This window comes from Hymenobacter guriensis (assembly GCF_015773195.1).
Taxonomy (GTDB): domain Bacteria; phylum Bacteroidota; class Bacteroidia; order Cytophagales; family Hymenobacteraceae; genus Hymenobacter; species Hymenobacter guriensis.
The window spans coordinates 64,043-81,045 of record NZ_JADWYK010000017.1; the positions used below are offsets into that span (position 1 = coordinate 64,043).

15 protein-coding genes and 1 tRNA gene are annotated in these 17,003 nt (G+C 60.5%); 5 read left to right on the plus strand and 11 right to left on the minus strand.

The features are described from left to right. Positions 1 to 35: 35 nt before the first annotated feature. The 3 genes from I5L79_RS20295 (at position 36) to I5L79_RS20305 (ending at position 3,919) form a co-directional block, all read left to right on the plus strand. A complete protein-coding gene (locus I5L79_RS20295) occupies positions 36 to 701 on the plus strand; it encodes an ABC transporter ATP-binding protein (protein WP_196956910.1) in 666 nt (221 codons plus the stop codon). A 386-nt stretch (positions 702 to 1,087) separates the two neighbouring features. Next, the gene (locus tag I5L79_RS20300; protein ID WP_196956911.1) at positions 1,088 to 1,888 is read left to right on the plus strand and encodes a hypothetical protein; all 801 of its coding nucleotides are present in this window, start codon (positions 1,088 to 1,090) and stop codon (positions 1,886 to 1,888) included. A gap of 96 nt (positions 1,889 to 1,984) precedes the next feature. Continuing rightward, positions 1,985 to 3,919 (plus strand): RecQ family ATP-dependent DNA helicase, encoded by a 1,935-nt coding sequence (locus I5L79_RS20305; RefSeq protein WP_196956912.1) that lies wholly within the window; start codon positions 1,985 to 1,987, stop codon positions 3,917 to 3,919. 83 nt (positions 3,920 to 4,002) lie between these two features. Here the strand turns inward: I5L79_RS20305 and I5L79_RS20310 are convergent, their stop codons facing one another. The 6 genes from I5L79_RS20310 to I5L79_RS20335 all read right to left on the minus strand — a co-directional run bounded on the left by I5L79_RS20310 (position 4,003) and on the right by I5L79_RS20335 (position 11,381). After that, positions 4,003 to 4,440 (minus strand): organic hydroperoxide resistance protein, encoded by a 438-nt coding sequence (locus I5L79_RS20310; protein WP_196956913.1) that lies wholly within the window; start codon positions 4,438 to 4,440, stop codon positions 4,003 to 4,005. A 25-nt stretch (positions 4,441 to 4,465) separates the two neighbouring features. Further along, positions 4,466 to 4,918: a MarR family winged helix-turn-helix transcriptional regulator gene (locus tag I5L79_RS20315; RefSeq protein ID WP_196956914.1), complete on the minus strand. Its 453-nt coding sequence runs from the start codon at positions 4,916 to 4,918 to the stop codon at positions 4,466 to 4,468. A gap of 194 nt (positions 4,919 to 5,112) precedes the next feature. Continuing rightward, on the minus strand, positions 5,113 to 5,412 hold the full coding sequence (locus tag I5L79_RS20320) for a rhodanese-like domain-containing protein (RefSeq protein WP_196956915.1): 300 nt from the start codon (positions 5,410 to 5,412) through the stop codon (positions 5,113 to 5,115). Positions 5,413 to 5,539: 127 nt separating this feature from the next. Continuing rightward, positions 5,540 to 7,399 carry a T9SS type A sorting domain-containing protein gene (locus I5L79_RS20325; RefSeq protein ID WP_196956916.1) on the minus strand — a complete coding sequence of 620 codons (1,860 nt, stop codon included), beginning with the start codon at positions 7,397 to 7,399 and terminating at the stop codon, positions 5,540 to 5,542. Positions 7,400 to 7,665: 266 nt separating this feature from the next. After that, positions 7,666 to 8,451, minus strand: coding sequence for a PASTA domain-containing protein (locus tag I5L79_RS20330; protein ID WP_196956917.1), 786 nt, complete (start codon positions 8,449 to 8,451; stop codon positions 7,666 to 7,668). 179 nt (positions 8,452 to 8,630) lie between these two features. Beyond that, the gene (locus I5L79_RS20335) at positions 8,631 to 11,381 is read right to left on the minus strand and encodes a D-alanine--D-alanine ligase family protein (protein ID WP_196956918.1); all 2,751 of its coding nucleotides are present in this window, start codon (positions 11,379 to 11,381) and stop codon (positions 8,631 to 8,633) included. Positions 11,382 to 11,526: 145 nt separating this feature from the next. Here I5L79_RS20335 and I5L79_RS20340 point away from each other — a divergent pair, with 145 nt between their 5' ends. Continuing rightward, positions 11,527 to 12,711, plus strand: a complete 1,185-nt coding sequence (locus I5L79_RS20340; protein ID WP_196956919.1) for a phosphoglycerate kinase — start codon at positions 11,527 to 11,529, stop codon at positions 12,709 to 12,711. A 216-nt stretch (positions 12,712 to 12,927) separates the two neighbouring features. Here the strand turns inward: I5L79_RS20340 and I5L79_RS20345 are convergent, their stop codons facing one another. Genes I5L79_RS20345 through I5L79_RS20355 form a run of 3 tightly spaced genes read right to left on the minus strand, consistent with a single transcriptional unit; the run spans position 12,928 to position 15,466 of the window. After that, on the minus strand, positions 12,928 to 13,572 hold the full coding sequence (locus I5L79_RS20345; RefSeq protein ID WP_196956920.1) for a hypothetical protein: 645 nt from the start codon (positions 13,570 to 13,572) through the stop codon (positions 12,928 to 12,930). 42 nt (positions 13,573 to 13,614) lie between these two features. Further along, complete coding sequence (locus I5L79_RS20350) at positions 13,615 to 14,859, minus strand: site-2 protease family protein (protein WP_196956921.1); 1,245 nt, start codon at positions 14,857 to 14,859, stop codon at positions 13,615 to 13,617. Continuing rightward, entirely contained in the window at positions 14,804 to 15,466 is a 663-nt protein-coding gene (locus I5L79_RS20355; RefSeq protein ID WP_196956922.1) for an HAD family hydrolase, read from the minus strand. Before I5L79_RS20355 ends, I5L79_RS20350 begins: the two co-directional genes overlap by 56 nt. A gap of 138 nt (positions 15,467 to 15,604) precedes the next feature. Here I5L79_RS20355 and I5L79_RS20360 point away from each other — a divergent pair. Then, positions 15,605 to 15,678, plus strand: a tRNA-Ile gene (locus I5L79_RS20360). Positions 15,679 to 15,804: 126 nt separating this feature from the next. Here the strand turns inward: I5L79_RS20360 and bshB1 are convergent. Beyond that, entirely contained in the window at positions 15,805 to 16,539 is a 735-nt protein-coding gene (gene bshB1, locus I5L79_RS20365; protein ID WP_231403234.1) for a bacillithiol biosynthesis deacetylase BshB1, read from the minus strand. A gap of 18 nt (positions 16,540 to 16,557) precedes the next feature. After that, entirely contained in the window at positions 16,558 to 16,992 is a 435-nt protein-coding gene (locus tag I5L79_RS20370) for a beta-class carbonic anhydrase (RefSeq protein WP_196956923.1), read from the minus strand. Between the last annotated feature and the right edge of the window lie 11 nt (positions 16,993 to 17,003).

Sequence of the window (17,003 nt, forward strand, 5' to 3'; positions counted from 1 at the left end):
TCCGTACCCGCGGCTCACCTTATTTGCTCCCGATTTTGCTGCAAGCCATAAACGTTCGTAAAAGCTACAACACGCTGGAAGTCCTCAAGGGCATAGATCTGACGATTGAAAAATCTGAAATCGTGTCCATCGTCGGGTCGTCCGGGGCCGGCAAAAGCACGCTATTGCACATCCTGGGCACCCTCGACAATCCCGATTCCGGGGAGGTGCTTTTCGATGGTGAGCCCATCAACTCGCTCAGCCGCTCCAACCTGGCGAAGTTCCGCAACCGCCATATCGGGTTCATCTTTCAGTTTCACAACCTGCTGCCCGAATTTACGGCCCTCGAAAACGTGTGTTTGCCGGCGTACCTGGCCGGCCGCTCTGAGAAAGAAACACGGGTACGGGCCCGCGAATTGCTGGGCATGCTGAACCTGGAGCGCCGCGCTGACCACAAACCCAGCGAAATGAGCGGCGGTGAGCAGCAGCGTACAGCCGTAGCCCGCGCCCTTATCAATTCCCCCGAAATCATCTTCGCCGACGAGCCCAGCGGCAACCTCGACTCTCAGAATGCCCAGGAGCTGCACCAGATTTTCTTTCTGCTGCGCAAGGAACTGGGCCAGACGTTCGTCATCGTAACGCACAACGACCAGCTGGCCGAAATGGCTGACCGCAAGATTGTGATGAAGGACGGGCACATCTGGGAAGGGCAGCTGGCATAACCTCCACCATTGGCCCTGCGTATACAACGCATCCGGAAGGCAACTTCTGGATGCGTTTCTTTTTGACCCCTGGTAATGCGCCCGTTTGTGCCGGGTCATTCAGCTACGGCCGCTGCCGCGTTTTCGAGACGTAGCAGCGGCTGTCTTTTCGTGTCTGAATCGGGGTGATTGAGGTTGAATTCAGGCTTCAGGTATCCATTCAAGGGTATGTTTGAATACTAAAAATATTGGCTGACTATTAAATATTGATTTGGTGCTTGTAATTAATTGATATTCAATGAGAAAATTTACTAAAAAACCGCCCTGTTTTTGCACCTTTTACGTGGTCGGTTCGTTATCTTCACGTAACACAATACGGTACTACAGGACATAAACGGAAAGACGCCATGAGCGAAGCAACCAAGAACATCAAAGAGCCGGTTCGTAAGACTAAAGTGGAGAGCTTTGACATCTCGCGTTCCGACGAGACGCTCCACTTGGCGACGGACCTGGCTAAATTCATCAAGGACAACAAGCTCAGCACCACGGTGCAGGGCAAGGAGTTCGTGAACGTGGAAGGCTGGCAGTACGCCGGGTCGCGTCTGGGTATCGTGCCCATCGTAGACCACGTCATCAACGTTTCCACGGAAGCTGAAATTAAGTATCAGGCCAAAGTGACCCTGTTCGATATGCGCAGCGGCCACACGGTAGGGGCGGGCTTTGCTATCTGCTCCAATAAGGAGCAGGGCAAAAAGTTCTATCAGGAGTTTGCCATCATGAGCATGGCCCAGACGCGGGCCATCGGCAAAGCCTACCGCAACATCCTGGCCTGGATTATCCGAGCTGCCGGTTACGAGCCTACGCCCGCTGAGGAAATGGACTACGGCGGAAACACGCCCGCTGAAGCCAAGCCTGCTGCGGCTCCGGTAGCTGCTCCCGCTGCCGTGACGCCCATGAAGGCGGTGCCCGCCGAGCCCCTGACCCCGGCTGCCGTTGCTTCCGAGCCTGCTCCGGTTGCTTATGCTTCGGCCCCGCAGAAGGAGGAAATCATTCGTCTGCTGAACCATCCGGTTATCACCCGTCAGGAGAAGACCAAGATGCTGCTGAATATCAACCGTCTGGACGAGGAGCGTGCTACAGGCGCCATTGCCAAGCTTAAGAAAGCCATTGAAGACCGCGAAAATGGTCAGGCTGCTACGGCTGCCTAAGGCTCTTATTTATACTGGAAAGCCCGGTTCCGCAAGGAGCCGGGCTTTTTTGTTGGCTGTTGGCGTAGCGCCCGGCCACACTCTACCTTTGCCGATATGCTTCCGCCCACCGACGATATTTTGCATGTGCTCCGTCAGACGTGGGGGCACACCGCGTTTCGGCCGCTGCAGGAGGATATCATCCGGGCGGTGCTAGCGGGGCAGGATGTGCTGGCGCTACTGCCCACGGGCGGCGGCAAGAGCATCTGCTTTCAGGTGCCGGCCCTGGCCCGGCCCGGGCTGTGCGTGGTCGTCTCGCCGCTGATTGCCTTGATGAAGGATCAGGTAGACAACCTGCGCAAGCGCGGCATCAAGGCCGAGGCCGTGTACGCGGGCATGAGCCACCAGGAAATCGACCAAACGCTGGACAATTGCGTGTACGGCCCGGTGAAGTTCCTGTACGTTTCGCCGGAGCGGCTGCTCACGGATATGTTCCGGGCGCGGGTAAGTAAGATGAAGGTGAGCTTGCTGGCCGTGGACGAAGCGCACTGCCTTTCGCAGTGGGGCTACGACTTCCGGCCGCCTTACCTGCGCATTGCCGAGCTGCGCGAGCTGCTGCCCGGCGTGCCCTGCATAGCCCTCACGGCTACCGCTACGGAGCAGGTTCGCCGGGACATTGTAGAGAAGCTGCGGTTCGAGGCCACGCACCGCGTGTTTCAGCAGAGCTTTGCCCGCCCCAACCTGTCGTACTCGGTGCTGAACACGGAAGACAAGCTGCGGCGCCTGCTGGAAGTAGTGCGCGGCGTGGGCGCCGATAAAACCAGCATTGTGTACGCCCGCACCCGTCGCCAGACCGAAGACGCAGCCGCTTACCTGTGTCAGCAGGGTGTGGCCGCCGCCGCCTACCACGCCGGGCTGTCCGCCGAGCTGCGCGCCCGTACCCAGCAGGACTGGATGGCCAACAAAACGCGCTGCATAGTAGCCACCAATGCCTTCGGGATGGGCATCGATAAGCCCGACGTGCGCCTCGTGGTGCACCTCGATGCACCCGACAACCTGGAAGCCTACTACCAGGAAGCTGGCCGCGCTGGTCGTGACGAGAAGTACGCCTTTGCGGTGCTGCTGCATGGCCCCAACGATGCTGATGAGTTGCGCCGCCGCACCCGGCAGGCCTTTCCCGAGCTGGAGGTGGTGCGCCGGGTGTATCAGGCCCTGGCCAATTTCTCGCGCACGGCCGTGGGCGGGGGCGAGCTGGTGGCTTTCGATTTCGACATTCAGCAGTTTGCCGAAACCTACCGCATCAAAGCCCTGGATGCGCACAACAGCCTGCGCCTGCTGGAGCGGGAAGGCTTCGTGCAGGTGAATGAGGCCGTGAACAACCCCGCCCGTGTGCATATCCCCATCGACCACACCGACTTGTACCGGTTTCAGGTGGCCAACGCCCAGCACGACCAACTCATCAAAAGCCTGCTGCGTTTCCACGGTGGGGAGCTGTTCGCGGGCTTCCAGCGGATTTCAGAGAACAGCCTGGCCCAGCATCTGCGCCTGAGCGTAGTGGAGCTGCGCAAGATGCTGCTGTTTCTGCACCGCTCGGGCATCATCCAGTTTCAGCCGCGCCACGAGTCGCCGCAGGCTATGTTTACTACAGCTCGCTTCGATGCGGCCAAGCTGCCATTGGAGCAGAAACGCCTCCATCAGGCCCGGGAGCTGGCCCTGCACAAAACCGAGTCAGTGATTCGGTATGCGGCGGGCGGGGAGTGTCGGCAACAGCTGCTGCTGGAATATTTCGGGGAACTGGAAGCGCCCGCCTGCGGCGTGTGCGACCTGTGCCTGGCCCGCAAAAAAGTCCGGCAGCCAGCGGCGTCCAGCGCCAGCCTGCGCGAACAACTGCTGACCCTGCTGAAAGCCACGCCCCAAACCCCGCGCGAGGTCCTCACGCACTTCCCGCCCGGTCAGGCCACCGTCGTAACGGCGCAACTGCGGGAGCTGGTGGAGCTAGGCGAACTGCGCTACGCGGCCGACGGGCGACTAGAAATAAAGGAACTGAGCTGAAAATTAGCAGTTCATAATAAAGCAATAAACCCCGGCTGCGAGCGTAGCCGGGGTTTGTGTAAAGCCGAAGCTTGCCTGAGAGATTACGCCGGGTTGGTCGTGGCCACCAGATTTACCTCAATGTTGCCGCGGGTAGCGCGCGAGTAGGGGCAGATGCCGTGAGCGGCTTCTACCAGCTGCTCGGCCTGGCTTTGGGCTACGCCGGGAATGTTCACGTGCAGATCGGCCGAGATGCCGAAACCGCCATCTTCTGCTTTACCAAAGCCGATAAAGGCTTCGACCGTCACGTCGTTCAGCCGTACGCCGGCCTGACGGGCAGCTACGCCCAGCGCGCCCTCAAAGCAGGCTGCGTAGCCGGCGGCAAAAAGCTGCTCGGGGTTGGTAGCACCGGCTTTGCCGGGGCCGCCCATAGCTTTTGGGGTGCTCAGAGCCAGGTTCAGCACATCGTCGTTGGACGTTACCTGACCGTCGCGGCCACCTTTGGCTTTGGCCTGGGCCGTGAAGATTTTCTCGATTTTCATAAAGAAAGAAAAGTAAATGGCTGCGCTAGGTCAGCCGGGTTAACAAGGTGTTGAGCTGCTGGCGAAGGGCCTCAAACTCGGGAACCGACAACTGCAGACGTTCGATCAGGTGCTCGGGAATGCGGCAAGCCTGCTGTTGCAGCGCATCACCGGCCGGCTGAATGCCGATGATGACGGAACGCTCGTCGCGCGGGTCGCGGCGGCGGCTCACCCACTGCTTCTGCTCCATGCGCTTGAGCAGGGGCGTAAGCGTGCCCGAGTCGAGCAGCAGCTTGTCGCCCAGGGCTTTCACCGTCAGTTCACGGTGTTCCCACAGCAGCAGCAGCACCAAGTACTGCGGGTAGGTGAGGTCCATTTGCTGCAGGAAGGGCTGATAGGCTTTGGTAAACATCCGCGACACGGCATACAGCGGAAAGCACAGCTGGTTTTCCAGCTTGAGCAGCTCCGGATGGTCGGCAGAAGAAGTCGGCTTGTTCATTGGTTCAGCAAGATTAACGCGTTAGATTGTAGAATGTTTAATTGTGTGCAATTAAAATGTAGTTCCCCGATTAACCGATTAACAGTGAGTAAGTAAAATTCAGGGCGTAATGTTCAGCAAACTGTCCTTCGGCTCAAAAACAACGGGACCCGACACATGGCCGGGTCCCGCACAAGCTCTTCAGAAAAGGCCGCCTACGCTTGTTGGTAGGCCTGCATGCCGCCCAGTAGGTTGCGCACATTGCCAAAGCCCTGTTGGGTGAGAAATGCCTTGGCTGAGGCCGAGCGCCCCCCGCTTTTGCAGTGCACAATAACTTCCTGGTCTTTCAGATCCTCCAGATCGTCGAGCTTGCCGGGTAGCTCGTTCAGGGGAATATTGCGGCTGCCCTCGATGCGGGCTTCCTCATTTTCCCAGGTTTCGCGCACATCAATGATGGTGGGCTTTTCGCCGGCAGCCTGGCGCTGTTTGAGTTCGGTAGGGGTGATATCAGCCATAAAAAGGCAAGGTGAAGGTGGCAGGTTAGAAAAATGGTGCTTCCCGGTAGCCGGAAAACCCAGGGCAAAGGTGCGGATTTCAGCAGAAAAAAGCTGCCTGCCATTGCCTGCGGCCACCGCAACAAATTTAGCGCGTGAGCACCAGCCGGCGCGTAACGTGGGCCGCGCCCGGCAGCTCCAGCTGCACCAGATACACCCCGGCAGGCAGCCCCGTCAGGCGCAGCTCAGGTTGCCCGGCCTCGGCGGCGGGCTGCTGCCACACCGGGCGGCCCAGCGCATCGAGCACGGTAGCGCGCAGGTAGCGGCCCTGCACCTGCACCACCCCGGCGCTGGGGTTAGGAAACAGCGCTACCGTAGCGGCACCAGCCGCAGCCGTACCGGCCGTTACCACCCCCGACATCACCGGCCGCATCATGGGGGCGCCGGCGGGCGTGGTGCTGGTAGTCGTCCAGGCGTTCTGGGCCTGATAGAACAGGTAATCCTGGGGAACGGTGCTGTTCAAATCAAGCCCAAACCGCACGAACTGGCCGATGGAGGGCTGCCCGTAGCCCACCAGAAACGAGCCGCTCACGGGCACCGGGCTGGCAAAGCTGACTTCTACAAACCCATTGCTACCAGCCGTAGCGGGCACAGTGAAGGTGGCATTGGCTTTAGGCTCGGGCTTCGGCTTGCCATCAGTACCCAGCTCCCACACGGCCACCGTAATGCTGCGGCCCGCCGCGTTGGGCAGCTCGGGGTATAACAGCACGCTCTTCACCTGGTCGGGGCGGTTGAGGTCAATTCGGTAAGCAAAATAGGAAAGCGGGCCGCTCGACAAGGCCGGCAGGTTCACGGCCGCTTCGGGCGTGCCATCGTCATAGGCGTAGTAGTCGGCCAGCTCTGTTACGCGCGAAATCGAGTCGTTGGGTTGCGTGAGTGGGTTGGTTTCGCGGGCGTCGAGTACCAGCGTGTGGCGGATGCGCTGGGGGGCGCCCGTCAGCAGCTGGCTTGCTACGGTGCGCAGGTCGCCGGTAATCGGGATTTGCCGGGAGTTGGCATCCACTGAGCGGTTGCCCGTCACGTACGGCAGCTCGGGGCCACCGGGCAGGCTCCGGGCCGTGCCGCGCCACTCAATGGGCGTCGGCTCGGGGCTCACGGCAAAGTTGTTGATGGTCGTAGTCGTCTGGTCGTTGAGCTCCTCGGCGGGGGAAGGAGCCGCGGCCAGCTGCACGGCCGGCATGCTGGCATAGCGCTTCAGCAAAGACGAAAGCGGGGCACTGGTGGCGAAATCCAAGAATGCCAGGTCAGTAGCCGAGCGGTTGCGGTCCAGGCGTACGTAGTCGATGCTCCAGGCGTCGCGGGTAAAGGCCTGGCTGCCGATGCTGTGCAGCCGGAACTGGAAGCCCGCGTGCAAGTACTTTTCGTCGGTCACCGGGAATATTTCCTGCATAAACTCGGTGCGCTGGCCCGTGCTCCGCTGCGTCCAGATGGTTTGCCAGATGTCGTTCTTATCCAGAAATTCCAGGCTCAGGGCCACGGTGCGCGAAGAGCTGGCCGCCGACGGAGCCCCCACGATGCTGCCCGCCTGCCAAAAAAAGCTCAGGTACACGTTGGCGCCCGGCGTTTGCCCGCTCAGGTCGATGGGTAAGGAGGTCAGCGTGTCGGTGTCGCTATACACGGTAGAGCTGCCGTAGGGGGCGCCATTGGCCCGCAGCCCGTCGAAAGTGGCTACGTTGCGCGAGGGCGCCGCTACCGGAAATCGGTTGTTGACCAGCACGCCGCCGCTGGGCTCCCAGTGTTCGGCGTTGGGGTTGCCTTCGGGCTGCTGGGCAAAGTCATCGAAGAATGGTAGCGCCAAAGCCGCCCGGCGAGCGGCCACGCCCCCGCGTGGAGCTGGCGCCTTGCGGGCCGGATCAGCTGAAAGTGGGCTGACTTCCTGGGCCCACGCGTGCTGGCTCAGGAGCAAGGCCGCCAGCAGCACGCCATTAACAATAGAAATACACTTCATCGTAGGCAAGTTACTGGATGTATGCGCTAATGTGGAAAATGTGGTTCTCGTATCATGGCGAGCAGCGACGCCATCCATCCTGAACAGCACCAGACACAGGTTTTGCTCCGTCAATTTCTGGCGCTGGCCAAGCTTCAGCGCATTTCAGGGCTTGGTACGTTGCCTGGGACGGATGGCGTCGCTGCTCGCCATGATCCGAGAACCACTCAACGAAAAAAGCCCGCGGCCAGTGCGGCGGCGGGCTTTTTTCAGACAAAATAGGGGGCTTACTTCACTTCTTTGATGGGCGCCTCGCCGGCCACCCACAAATCGACCAGCTGGCCCGTGCGGATGGTAGCGCCGGGCGCCGACACGGGGCGTTGCCGCACCACGGTGCCCTCGGTCTGGCCTTCCTCCGGCGCTTGGTAGAAAGTAGCACCCAGTAGCAAGCCCTGGCCGGCCAGCAGAGTAGCGGCTTCGTCGGCGGGCATATTCACTACGTTGGGCACCGGGAATTCCTGATTGCCTAGACCGTCACCTACTTGTAGATCTACTTTTGTGCCTTTGGCAATAGGGGCACCGGGGGCTATTTCCTTGCCGTTCACCAGCTGCTTGAGTACCGCGTTCTGAGCTGGGTCGGGCACCAGTTGAATTTGACCGACATTCAAATCATAGCTTTTCAGAATCATCTGGGCATTCTTCACCGAGCCTTCCGTGAGCTTGGGCATCTTGATGACGGGCGGGTTTTTCATGGCCACCGCAATGTAGATTTTGCGGCCTTCCTTTACCCGGTCGCCGGGGCGCGGCTCCTGCGTGAGCACGGTGCCGGGCCGCACCGAGGCATCGTAGCTGCTGTCGTCCACGAAGTAGGCCAGGTTCCGCTCGTCGAGGTAATCTTCCAGGGCTTCCTGGTTCATGCCCGTGATTTTGGGCACCACAATGGTTTCGCCGTGGTTGGTGGTGAAGGGCAGATACACGTAGAAAAAGCCCAGTACCAGCAGGGCCACCAGCGCCGCAATGGCGGCCAGGTGCTTCACCACATCCAGGGGCGTATCCGATTTAAAGAAAGACATGATAGAAAAGGAGGTAGAAGGCGCGAGTAGCTGGCAAAGCTAGGAATTTGGCAGCTATGCCGGAGAGAAGCCAGCAGAGTTTCAATTGATGCTGTCATTCCGAGCAAAGCGAGGAATCTGGGGTTATCATTCACCGGCTTACCTCAGATTCCTCGCTTTGCTCGGAATGACAGTTCTGGTTACACCTGAGCCTTTTCCGTACGCTGCTTGCCGAACTCCAGAATCCGGTCGATGAAGTCGTAGGGTGTGTAGCCGGCCAGGGCAGTCTGGTGGAAGATGCAGGTGGCGGGCGTCATGCCGGGCAGGGAGTTTACCTCGATGATAATCACCTCCACGGCCCCGCTCTGGCGCACCCGCACAAACGCATCAATGCGGGCGTAGCCCTGGATGTTGAGGATTTCCGCCACCCGGCGCAGCTCCTTCTTCACTTCCTCCGAAATGCGCTGGCGCTCCGTGAGGTCAGCGGCGTAGCGGGCTGGGGTAATGTTCTGGCCTTCGCCGGCCAGGAATTTCTCTTCCAGGCTCAGCACTTCACCGGTTGCCAACGCCTCCGAAGCCTCAAACACTTCTATCTGTAGTTGGCCGTTCTCGTCCCAGTGCGTGAGCAAGCCGCCCGTAACTTCCAGGAAGTGGGCCGCGCCGTCGCGGTCGATGAGGGTTTCTACCAGGAAAGCTTCCTTCTGCGGGAATTCTTCCTTGAAGCCCAGGCTGAGCGTGGTAGCTTCGGCGGGCATCAGGTCTTCCTGCTCCCGGAAAATCAGGCGGGTAAAAGCTTCCAGCTCCGCCCGGTTCTTGATTTTCTTCACCGCCGAGGAGCAGCCGTCGTCGGCGGGCTTGGCAATGAAGGGGTAGGGAAACTGCGTTTCGAGGCTGCGGTAGAAGCTTTCGGCGTCGGCGTCCCACTCCAGGCGGTTGGCCATGCGGTGCTCAGCCACGCGCAGGCCCGCCTCGCGCAGGCGCTTGTTGGTTTCGAACTTGTTGATGGTGATGCTGGAGCTTTCCACACCCGAGCCATTGTAGGGCAGGCCGAACTTTTCCAGCTCCCGCTGCAGGGCGCCGTCCTCGCCGGGCCGGCCGTGCAGGGCAATGAACACCTCATCCACCATGCCCGCCAGCTCCTCAAAGGAAACGCGCCGGGGCTGGGCCGTGGGCTGACCAGCGTAGGTGCTGGTAATGGCCGAAGCCTCGCGGCGGATGCGCTCCAGAATGGGGTGCAGGCCGTGGCCCGCTTCCATGTGCTCCACTTTCTCGCGGATGTCGTCGGCATTGTCCTTGAGCATCACGTTGATGGGCAGCACGTAGAGGCGGAACTCTTGGCTGTTGCCGGTCAGGAACACGGGTACCGGCTCGTACTTGACGCTGGAGCTGAGCTTCTCGAAGATGTTGCGGCCGCTTTCCACCGAAATGTGCCGCTCCGAGGAGTAGCCGCCCATAATCACGGCTACCTTGGTGCGGGTACGCTCCTCAGCAGCCCGGGCGGCCACGGCCGCATCCAACCGGGCCAGCAACCCCGCCAGTTTTACTGGCCTCAGCCCGGCCCGCCGCCGCGCCGCCAGGGAGGTGCGAATCAGGTAGGTGAGGAACTGCGAGGGGTTCAGCCCAATTTCGGCAGCCTGGTGGAAAAAGAACGAGGCCGGCAGCATGCCCGACGTGGTGTTCGGGTCGTTGAGAAACAACTGACCATCGGGGCCAATAAACCCGTCGAGGCGGGCATATACCTGGAAGCCGAAGGTGCGGAACATTTCCTCGCAGGCTTCCCGGATGCGCTGGATTTCCGCTTCAGGCAGGTCAATAGGCGTGATTTTGCGGGCCAGGCCGGGGAGGTATTTCGAGCGGTAGTCGAACATTTCCTCGCCCTTCACAATCTCGGTGGGCGGTAGGGCCAGCGGCTGCCCGCTGGGGTCTTCCACCACGATGCAAGAAAACTCGCGGCCCTGTACGAAGCTTTCCACCAACACCTGGGTTTCACCTTCCACGCTGGTCAGGCGCACCGCCTCGGCGGTTTGCAGCCGCTCGTTCAGCGCGTTCAGCAGCTGCTCAGGCTGGTAAATCAGTTGAGTTTCTGGTTTCTGGTTTCTGGTTTCTGGTTGGTCACTCAAACTAGCAACTAGCAACGAGGAACTAGAAACTACAACGGGCAGGCCGATACCCTCGCGGATATCCACCAGCTGCTGCAGCCACATGGTTTTCTGCTGCTCCGATAGCGCCTGCCACTCTGCTTGTGTCACGGTTTTGCGGAACAGGCTGCGCTCTACGGCCGTGGCAAACTTGGCCACGTCGGCTTCGCGCAAGATGCTGATGCCGATGCTGCTGCCCTGGCGCGGGGCCTTGAATACCAAGGGTAGGCCCAACTCCCGCACCAGATAGTCCAGCGTAGCCTGCGCATCGGCCACGTCCCACTCTTCAGCCGTGATAAGGCGGAAATCGGGCGTGGGACGGTTGAGAGCTTTTAGTAGCTTTTTCTGGGCAATTTTATCGATGCCAAAAGCCGAGGGCAGAATGCCGGAGCCCGAGTACGGAATGCCGTACCATTCCAGCAGGCCCTGAATGGCCCCATCCTCACCGCCCGGGCCGTGCAAAGCCAGGAAGGCAAAATCCATGAGGCCAGCTAGCTCCTGGGGCTCCACGCGGCGGCCTACTGCCGAGATGATGCGGTCCTGCTCATCCTGGCTCAGTTCGCCCAGGCTTTCAAAGTACATCTGCACCGGCAGCTCGGTGCGCGGCAGCGCCGACACGGGCGGGTAGAAGTCCCGGATAGTGCCTTTATAGATGTATTCCCACTCCAGCTGAATGAAGTTGCCGCGGCTGTCCACAAATATGGGCACGGCCTCAAACAAGGACTTATCCAGATTATCGTACACGGTGCGGCCGCCCGCGAAGCTGATTTCCCGCTCGCGCGACGGGCCACCGAAGAAGATGCCAATTTTCATATCAAGGGCAAAGGTAAAACATCTGTCATTGCAAGAAGGCACAACAAACCAAAGGCCGATGTATCCCCTGGTAATGACAACTACTCACCGGTCGCGTGTCACCTCATTACCTATCTTCGCCCCAGCCAAACCCAATTCCTGTTCCATGAAAACCCTCGATCAGTACAACTTCGCCGGCAAGCGCGCCGTGGTGCGCGTAGACTTCAACGTGCCGCTCGACAAAAGCTTCACCATCACCGACGATACCCGCATCCGGGCCGCTACGCCCACTATCCGGAAAATCCTGGCCGATGGCGGCTCGGTGGTGCTGCTTTCGCACCTGGGCCGGCCCAAAGGTGGCCCCGAGGACAAGTACTCGCTCAAGCACATTGTGGCCCGCCTGGGTGAGGAGTACGGGCAGGAAGTACAGTTTGCAACTGATGCACTAGACGCTGAGGCCCAGGCCCAGGCCCTGCAGCCCGGCCAGATACTGCTGGTAGAAAACGTGCGCTTTTATGCTGAGGAAGAGAAAGGTAACGCCGATTTTGCGGCCAAGCTGGCTAAGCTCGGCGACGTGTATGTGAACGACGCATTCGGTGCGGCCCACCGTAAGCATGCCTCCACGGCCGTTATTGCTGAGTCGTTTGCCGCCGCAGACCGCGTGGGCGGCTACCTGCTGCAGGGCGAGCTGGACAACGCCAAAAAAGTGCTGGAAGAAGCTGAGCGCCCCTTCACTGCTATTATGGGCGGGGCCAAGATTTCCGACAAAATCCTCATCATTGAAAAGCTGCTCGATAAGGTAGATAACCTGCTCATCGGGGGCGGCATGGCCTATACCTTCGCCAAAGCGCAGGGCGGCAGCATCGGCAATTCCTTGCTGGAGGCCGACAAGATGGATCTGGCGCTGGAGCTGATTGAAAAAGCCAAAGCCAAAGGCGTGAATCTGCTGCTGCCCACCGACAGCCTCATTGCCGACAAGTTTGCCAACGATGCCGAAACGAAAGTGACGCCGAACAACCAGATTCCTGACGGCTGGATGGGCCTCGACCTGGGCCCCGACTCCATCAAGGCATTCAGCGAGGTGGTACGCAACTCCAAAACCATCCTCTGGAACGGGCCCATGGGTGTGTTTGAAATGAGCAGCTTCGCTAAAGGAACCGAAACCATAGCTCAGGCCATTGCTGATGCTACCCAGCAGGGCGCCTTCAGCCTCATCGGCGGCGGCGACTCGGCAGCGGCTGTCAACCAGCTTGGTTTCTCAGAGAAGGTAAGCTACATCAGCACCGGCGGCGGCGCCCTGCTGGAGTACATGGAAGGCAAGGAGCTTCCCGGGGTTACAGCGTTGGGGTAGGTTTAGAAGTGAGTAAGTGATTTAGCGAGTTAGTGAGCTTGTCATTGCGAGGCAGAGCCGAAGCAATCCGTCCTGAACAACGCTCGACACCCTGAAATGTGCAAAGCCCCTGACGTCCGTGCTGACGTCAGGGGCTTTGTGGTAAAAAGATGGGTCTGGTATTGCTCAGGACGGATTGCTTCAGCTCTGCCTCGCAATGACACCCTTACCGTTTCCCTAATTCAGATAAGGTGTTTCCAGGTCCTGGCCCATGAGCTTGATGGAGTCCAGCGACAGGCGGCCGGTGAGGCGGGTGCTGAGCGTGCGCAGCTCCTTTTCCGATAGCACATTGAGGTGGTGCAGCCAGTTGAGGCGGTGCAGCTGCAGCTCGATGGGTCCCAGCGGGTTCACCTGGGCATATTCGTCGCGCAGGTAGCCGTGGGCGCGGCGGCGCAGTTCATCCGTGAAATTTTCCAGCGCGTCGCGGCGGCCGGGCTGGTCGCGTAGCGTCAGGCGCAGGCGGTTGGTGCTGAGCGTTACGCTCCGGCCCAGGTACCGGCGCCCCAGGTATACCAGGCTTAGGCCCGCGCCAAACGCCAGCACGGCTACCCATTCGGCCAGGCCCGCCCCATGCTGCATAGCATGAATGCCAAACTGCACCCCCAGCCACATAAGCACCCACAGCAGAGGCCGGGGCAATGCCAGCGGGCCGGGCACGGCATATTCCAGCGCCACGGGCAGCAGTTCTTCGTAGGGAATTTCACTTTCCAGCCACGCTACCCCGTTGCGCCGCCGCTGGCTCACATACAGCCCATGCCGCCGCAGAACCAGCAGCGTAGTGCCCCGCAGCAGATTTGATTGAGAAAATTGCAGAAACGTCATGAACAATGCCGGCGCGGCAGACGCGCACCCAGCGGATAAAAACTAAGAACTAAACGGCGAAGGCGTAAAGCACAGCACAAAAATAAGCAGCATCAGCCAGCCCAGCACCTTGCGGCCGGCACTAAGTGGCCGCTCATCGGGGGCCGGCGGGTGGTAGATGCCCGTAACCGTACCCAGCAGCAGCCCAAACGCCAGCCAGCCCGGCTGCCCCTGCAGCCCAGGCACCGCCGAGGCCAGGGCTATCTGCGCGGCCCACACGGCCGCCGCCAGCAGCAAACCGCGCCGGGGCGTGGGCAGGGCCTTGCGGAACACCAGAAACAGATACAGCGCGTACGGCCCACCCCAGTACAGCCAGGTTTCGGCGCTGGTAGTGAGCGTGAACAGCCCCAGCCCGGCGTAAAAAATGAAGGCCACGAACAGGGCCGCCGATAGCCGGTTGGCCCGCCGAAAGCCCAGCAGCCCGTACAGAATATGTCCGCCATCGAGCTGGCCGATAGGCACCAGGTTCAGCGCCGTAAAAAACAAGGACAGCGCCCCCGCCAGCAGCACCGGGTAATGCATCAGCTCGTTGGGGTGGGGCAGCCGGCTTGGATCGGCAAACACGTACTCCAACGCCTGGTACAGCAGCGGCTTGGCCAGGGTGAAACTATCTGTCTGGTATTGGTAAACGTACCGGGCATAGTCGGCGCCGTAAGCCCTGTACTCAGGATGAATGCTGAACAGGTATTCCAGGGGCGGCAGGTGCGTGAAGCCGTAGATCAGTACGGGCACGGCCACCAGAAACCCGGCCAGCGGCCCGGCCAGGCCCACATCGAAATATTCCCGCCGCGAGTAGATGCGGTCCTTGATGCGGATAACCGCCCCAAACGTGCCCAGCGTGTTAAAGAAACCGGTAAAAAACGGAATGTAGTACGGCAGCGAGGTGCGGATATCGTTGCGGCGGGCCGTGAAGTAGTGCCCGAACTCATGCACCGTGAGTACCCCCAGAAACGGTACCGAAAACCACAGCCCCTGCAGGATTTCGGCCTGCGTGAGCCAGCCGTTGAGCTTGAATGCATTACCCCGGATAAAGAAGACCTTGCCCGTCAGCCACTCAGCCCCGGCCAGCGTGGTAGTAGTGAGGGTAACGAGAAAGAGCAGCAGATGAAGCGTATACCGCTGCCAGCGGGGCCGTTCAGGCCGTTCGTAGTCGGGGAAATCTATGAGGGCGGCTTCGGCCGGAGCGGGTGCGTCAGGAAAGGGAAGAGGTAGTGGCTCGGAAGGCACGGAGGGCGTCGGGGAGGGCATCGGTGAGGGTAAGGGGCGGAGCCAGAAACAGCGTGTGCAGCCCCAGCCGCCGCGCCGTTTCGATGTGCTGAGAACTGTCCTCGATGAAAAGAGTTTCTCCGGCTTGCCAGTTCATTTCGTGCAGGGCGTGCCGAAAAATTTCTTCCCCTGGCTTGCGCAGCCCTACCTCCTGGGAGTAAAACACCCGGTCGAGGCAGTCGGCAATGCCGTGCTTTAAGCCATACTGGGTTTTGAGTTGCCGGTTGATTTCCTCGATATGAATCTGGTTGGTGTTGGAAAGCAGCGCGGTTTCGTGGCCTTGGGCGCGCAGCTCGGCAAGGTAGGCCAGGCGCTCGGCCGGCACATCCAGCAGCATGGCATTCCAGGCGGCGTCCAGCTCCTCGTCGGTAGCCTCCAGCTCGTAGTGCGTGCGCAGGCCTTCCCGGAAGGCCGCTGGCGTGAGGCGGCCGGTTTCCATTAGATCAAACAGTTCGGCCTGGGCAGCCTGGGTGAAAGCAATGGTGCTGCCACTGCGGTGCAGGCGGGCCATGGCATCCAGGGTGCGCTGATAGTCGATGTTAATAATGACGCCGCCAAAGTCGAACAGCAGGTTGGGTTTCTGGGCCATAAAACGGGCGAAGATTGAGCAAAGAATACCCCCAGGACGCCCTGATGTGGGGCTTTCTGCCGGGGCCGGTTGCAAATTCGCCTGCAAAAGTCGAAGTTTGCAGGGCTGAAACCAACCGCCCGCGGCAGGTTTCGCAAAGGGCCTATAGCTCAATCGGTTAGAGCAGCTGACTCATAATCAGCAGGTCACTGGTTCGATTCCAGTTGGGCCCACAGAAAGCCGGATGGAAGATCTGCTAAGGTCTTCCATCCGGCTTTTCGTTTCAGGCTCTTGCTGGATAACGGGAGTACTAGGCGGAAAATGGTGCCAGCGCCCGAAAGTAAATAAGCCGGTTCAACTCAGCGCAGCAGGAACAGGTCGTCGATGCCCATAGGGCGACGACTGGTGTAGCCTTCCGCAAACTGTACCCCGATGTAGCTGCCCAGCTCCCGGTTGCGGGCTTCCAGAATGCTCAGAAAATCGGGCGAGGAAATGTAGGTCTTCACTTCGTCGGTGGCGTACTCGGGGTGGTAGAACTGGCTGCGGAAAGCGGTAAGGGCGGCCAGCTTCTGCTCCCAGTAATCAGAAATATCCACCACGATATCGGGGCGAACATAGCTGTTATGAATGGCCTGGAGTAGCAGCCGGGGCCGCCAGGGCGCCTGCGGCTGGCCTTCCCACTCGGTTTGCACCTTGGGCAAGCCTGCCAGGAAAGCGGCGTCGTGCACCAGGTCGGCGGCGCGGCCGTGGTCGGGGTGCCGGTCGATGTTGGGGTTGGTCAGAATCAATTCAGGCTGGAAGCGGCGGATGACCTCGATAACGCGGCGCTGGTGCTCTTCGTCGTTGCGGAAAAAACCGTCGCGCATGCGCAGGTTCTCGCGCACGTGCAGACCCAGGATGCGGGCCGCTTCGGCCGCTTCCTGGTCGCGCAGCTCGGCCGAGCCGCGGGAACCCAGCTCGCCCCGCGTTAGATCGACCACGCCCACTTTCCGCCCGGCCGCGGCATAGCGCAGCAGCGTGCCGGCGCAGCCCAGCTCGGCGTCGTCGGGGTGAGCAGCCAGCATCAGCAAATCAAGCTTCATATCAATTTCCATAAATCAAAAAGCAAGCGGCTAGCGCACGAGGCGGCGGCCGGGCTGCACTTCCAGCAGCTGATTGTGGCGCACATCGTACACGTAGCCAAACACCCGCACCTCAGCCGGAAGGTGCGGATGCTGATGGATGCGGGCCAGATCCGCGGCCACTGCCTTCGTAAGGTCCGAAAAAGAAGCTGGAGCCGGAACGACGACCATTGGCACGGCGCTGGAAAGCACGGCGGCCAGCGCCTCATCCGGCAGGCGCACCCCGCAGTCGGTGTGCTGGATGAGAAACCATTCGCGAGTGCCCAGCACCTGGTAGGAGAGCAATAGAGCCTGCAGCGTTTCGTCGGTGACGCGGCCGCCGGCGTTGCGCAGCACATGGGCGCTGCCTTCGGGCACGCCCAGCAGGCGCGTGGGGTCGAGGCGAGCGTCCATGCAAGTGAGTATAGCGAAGCGGCGGGTGGGCACAGCGGAGCAGG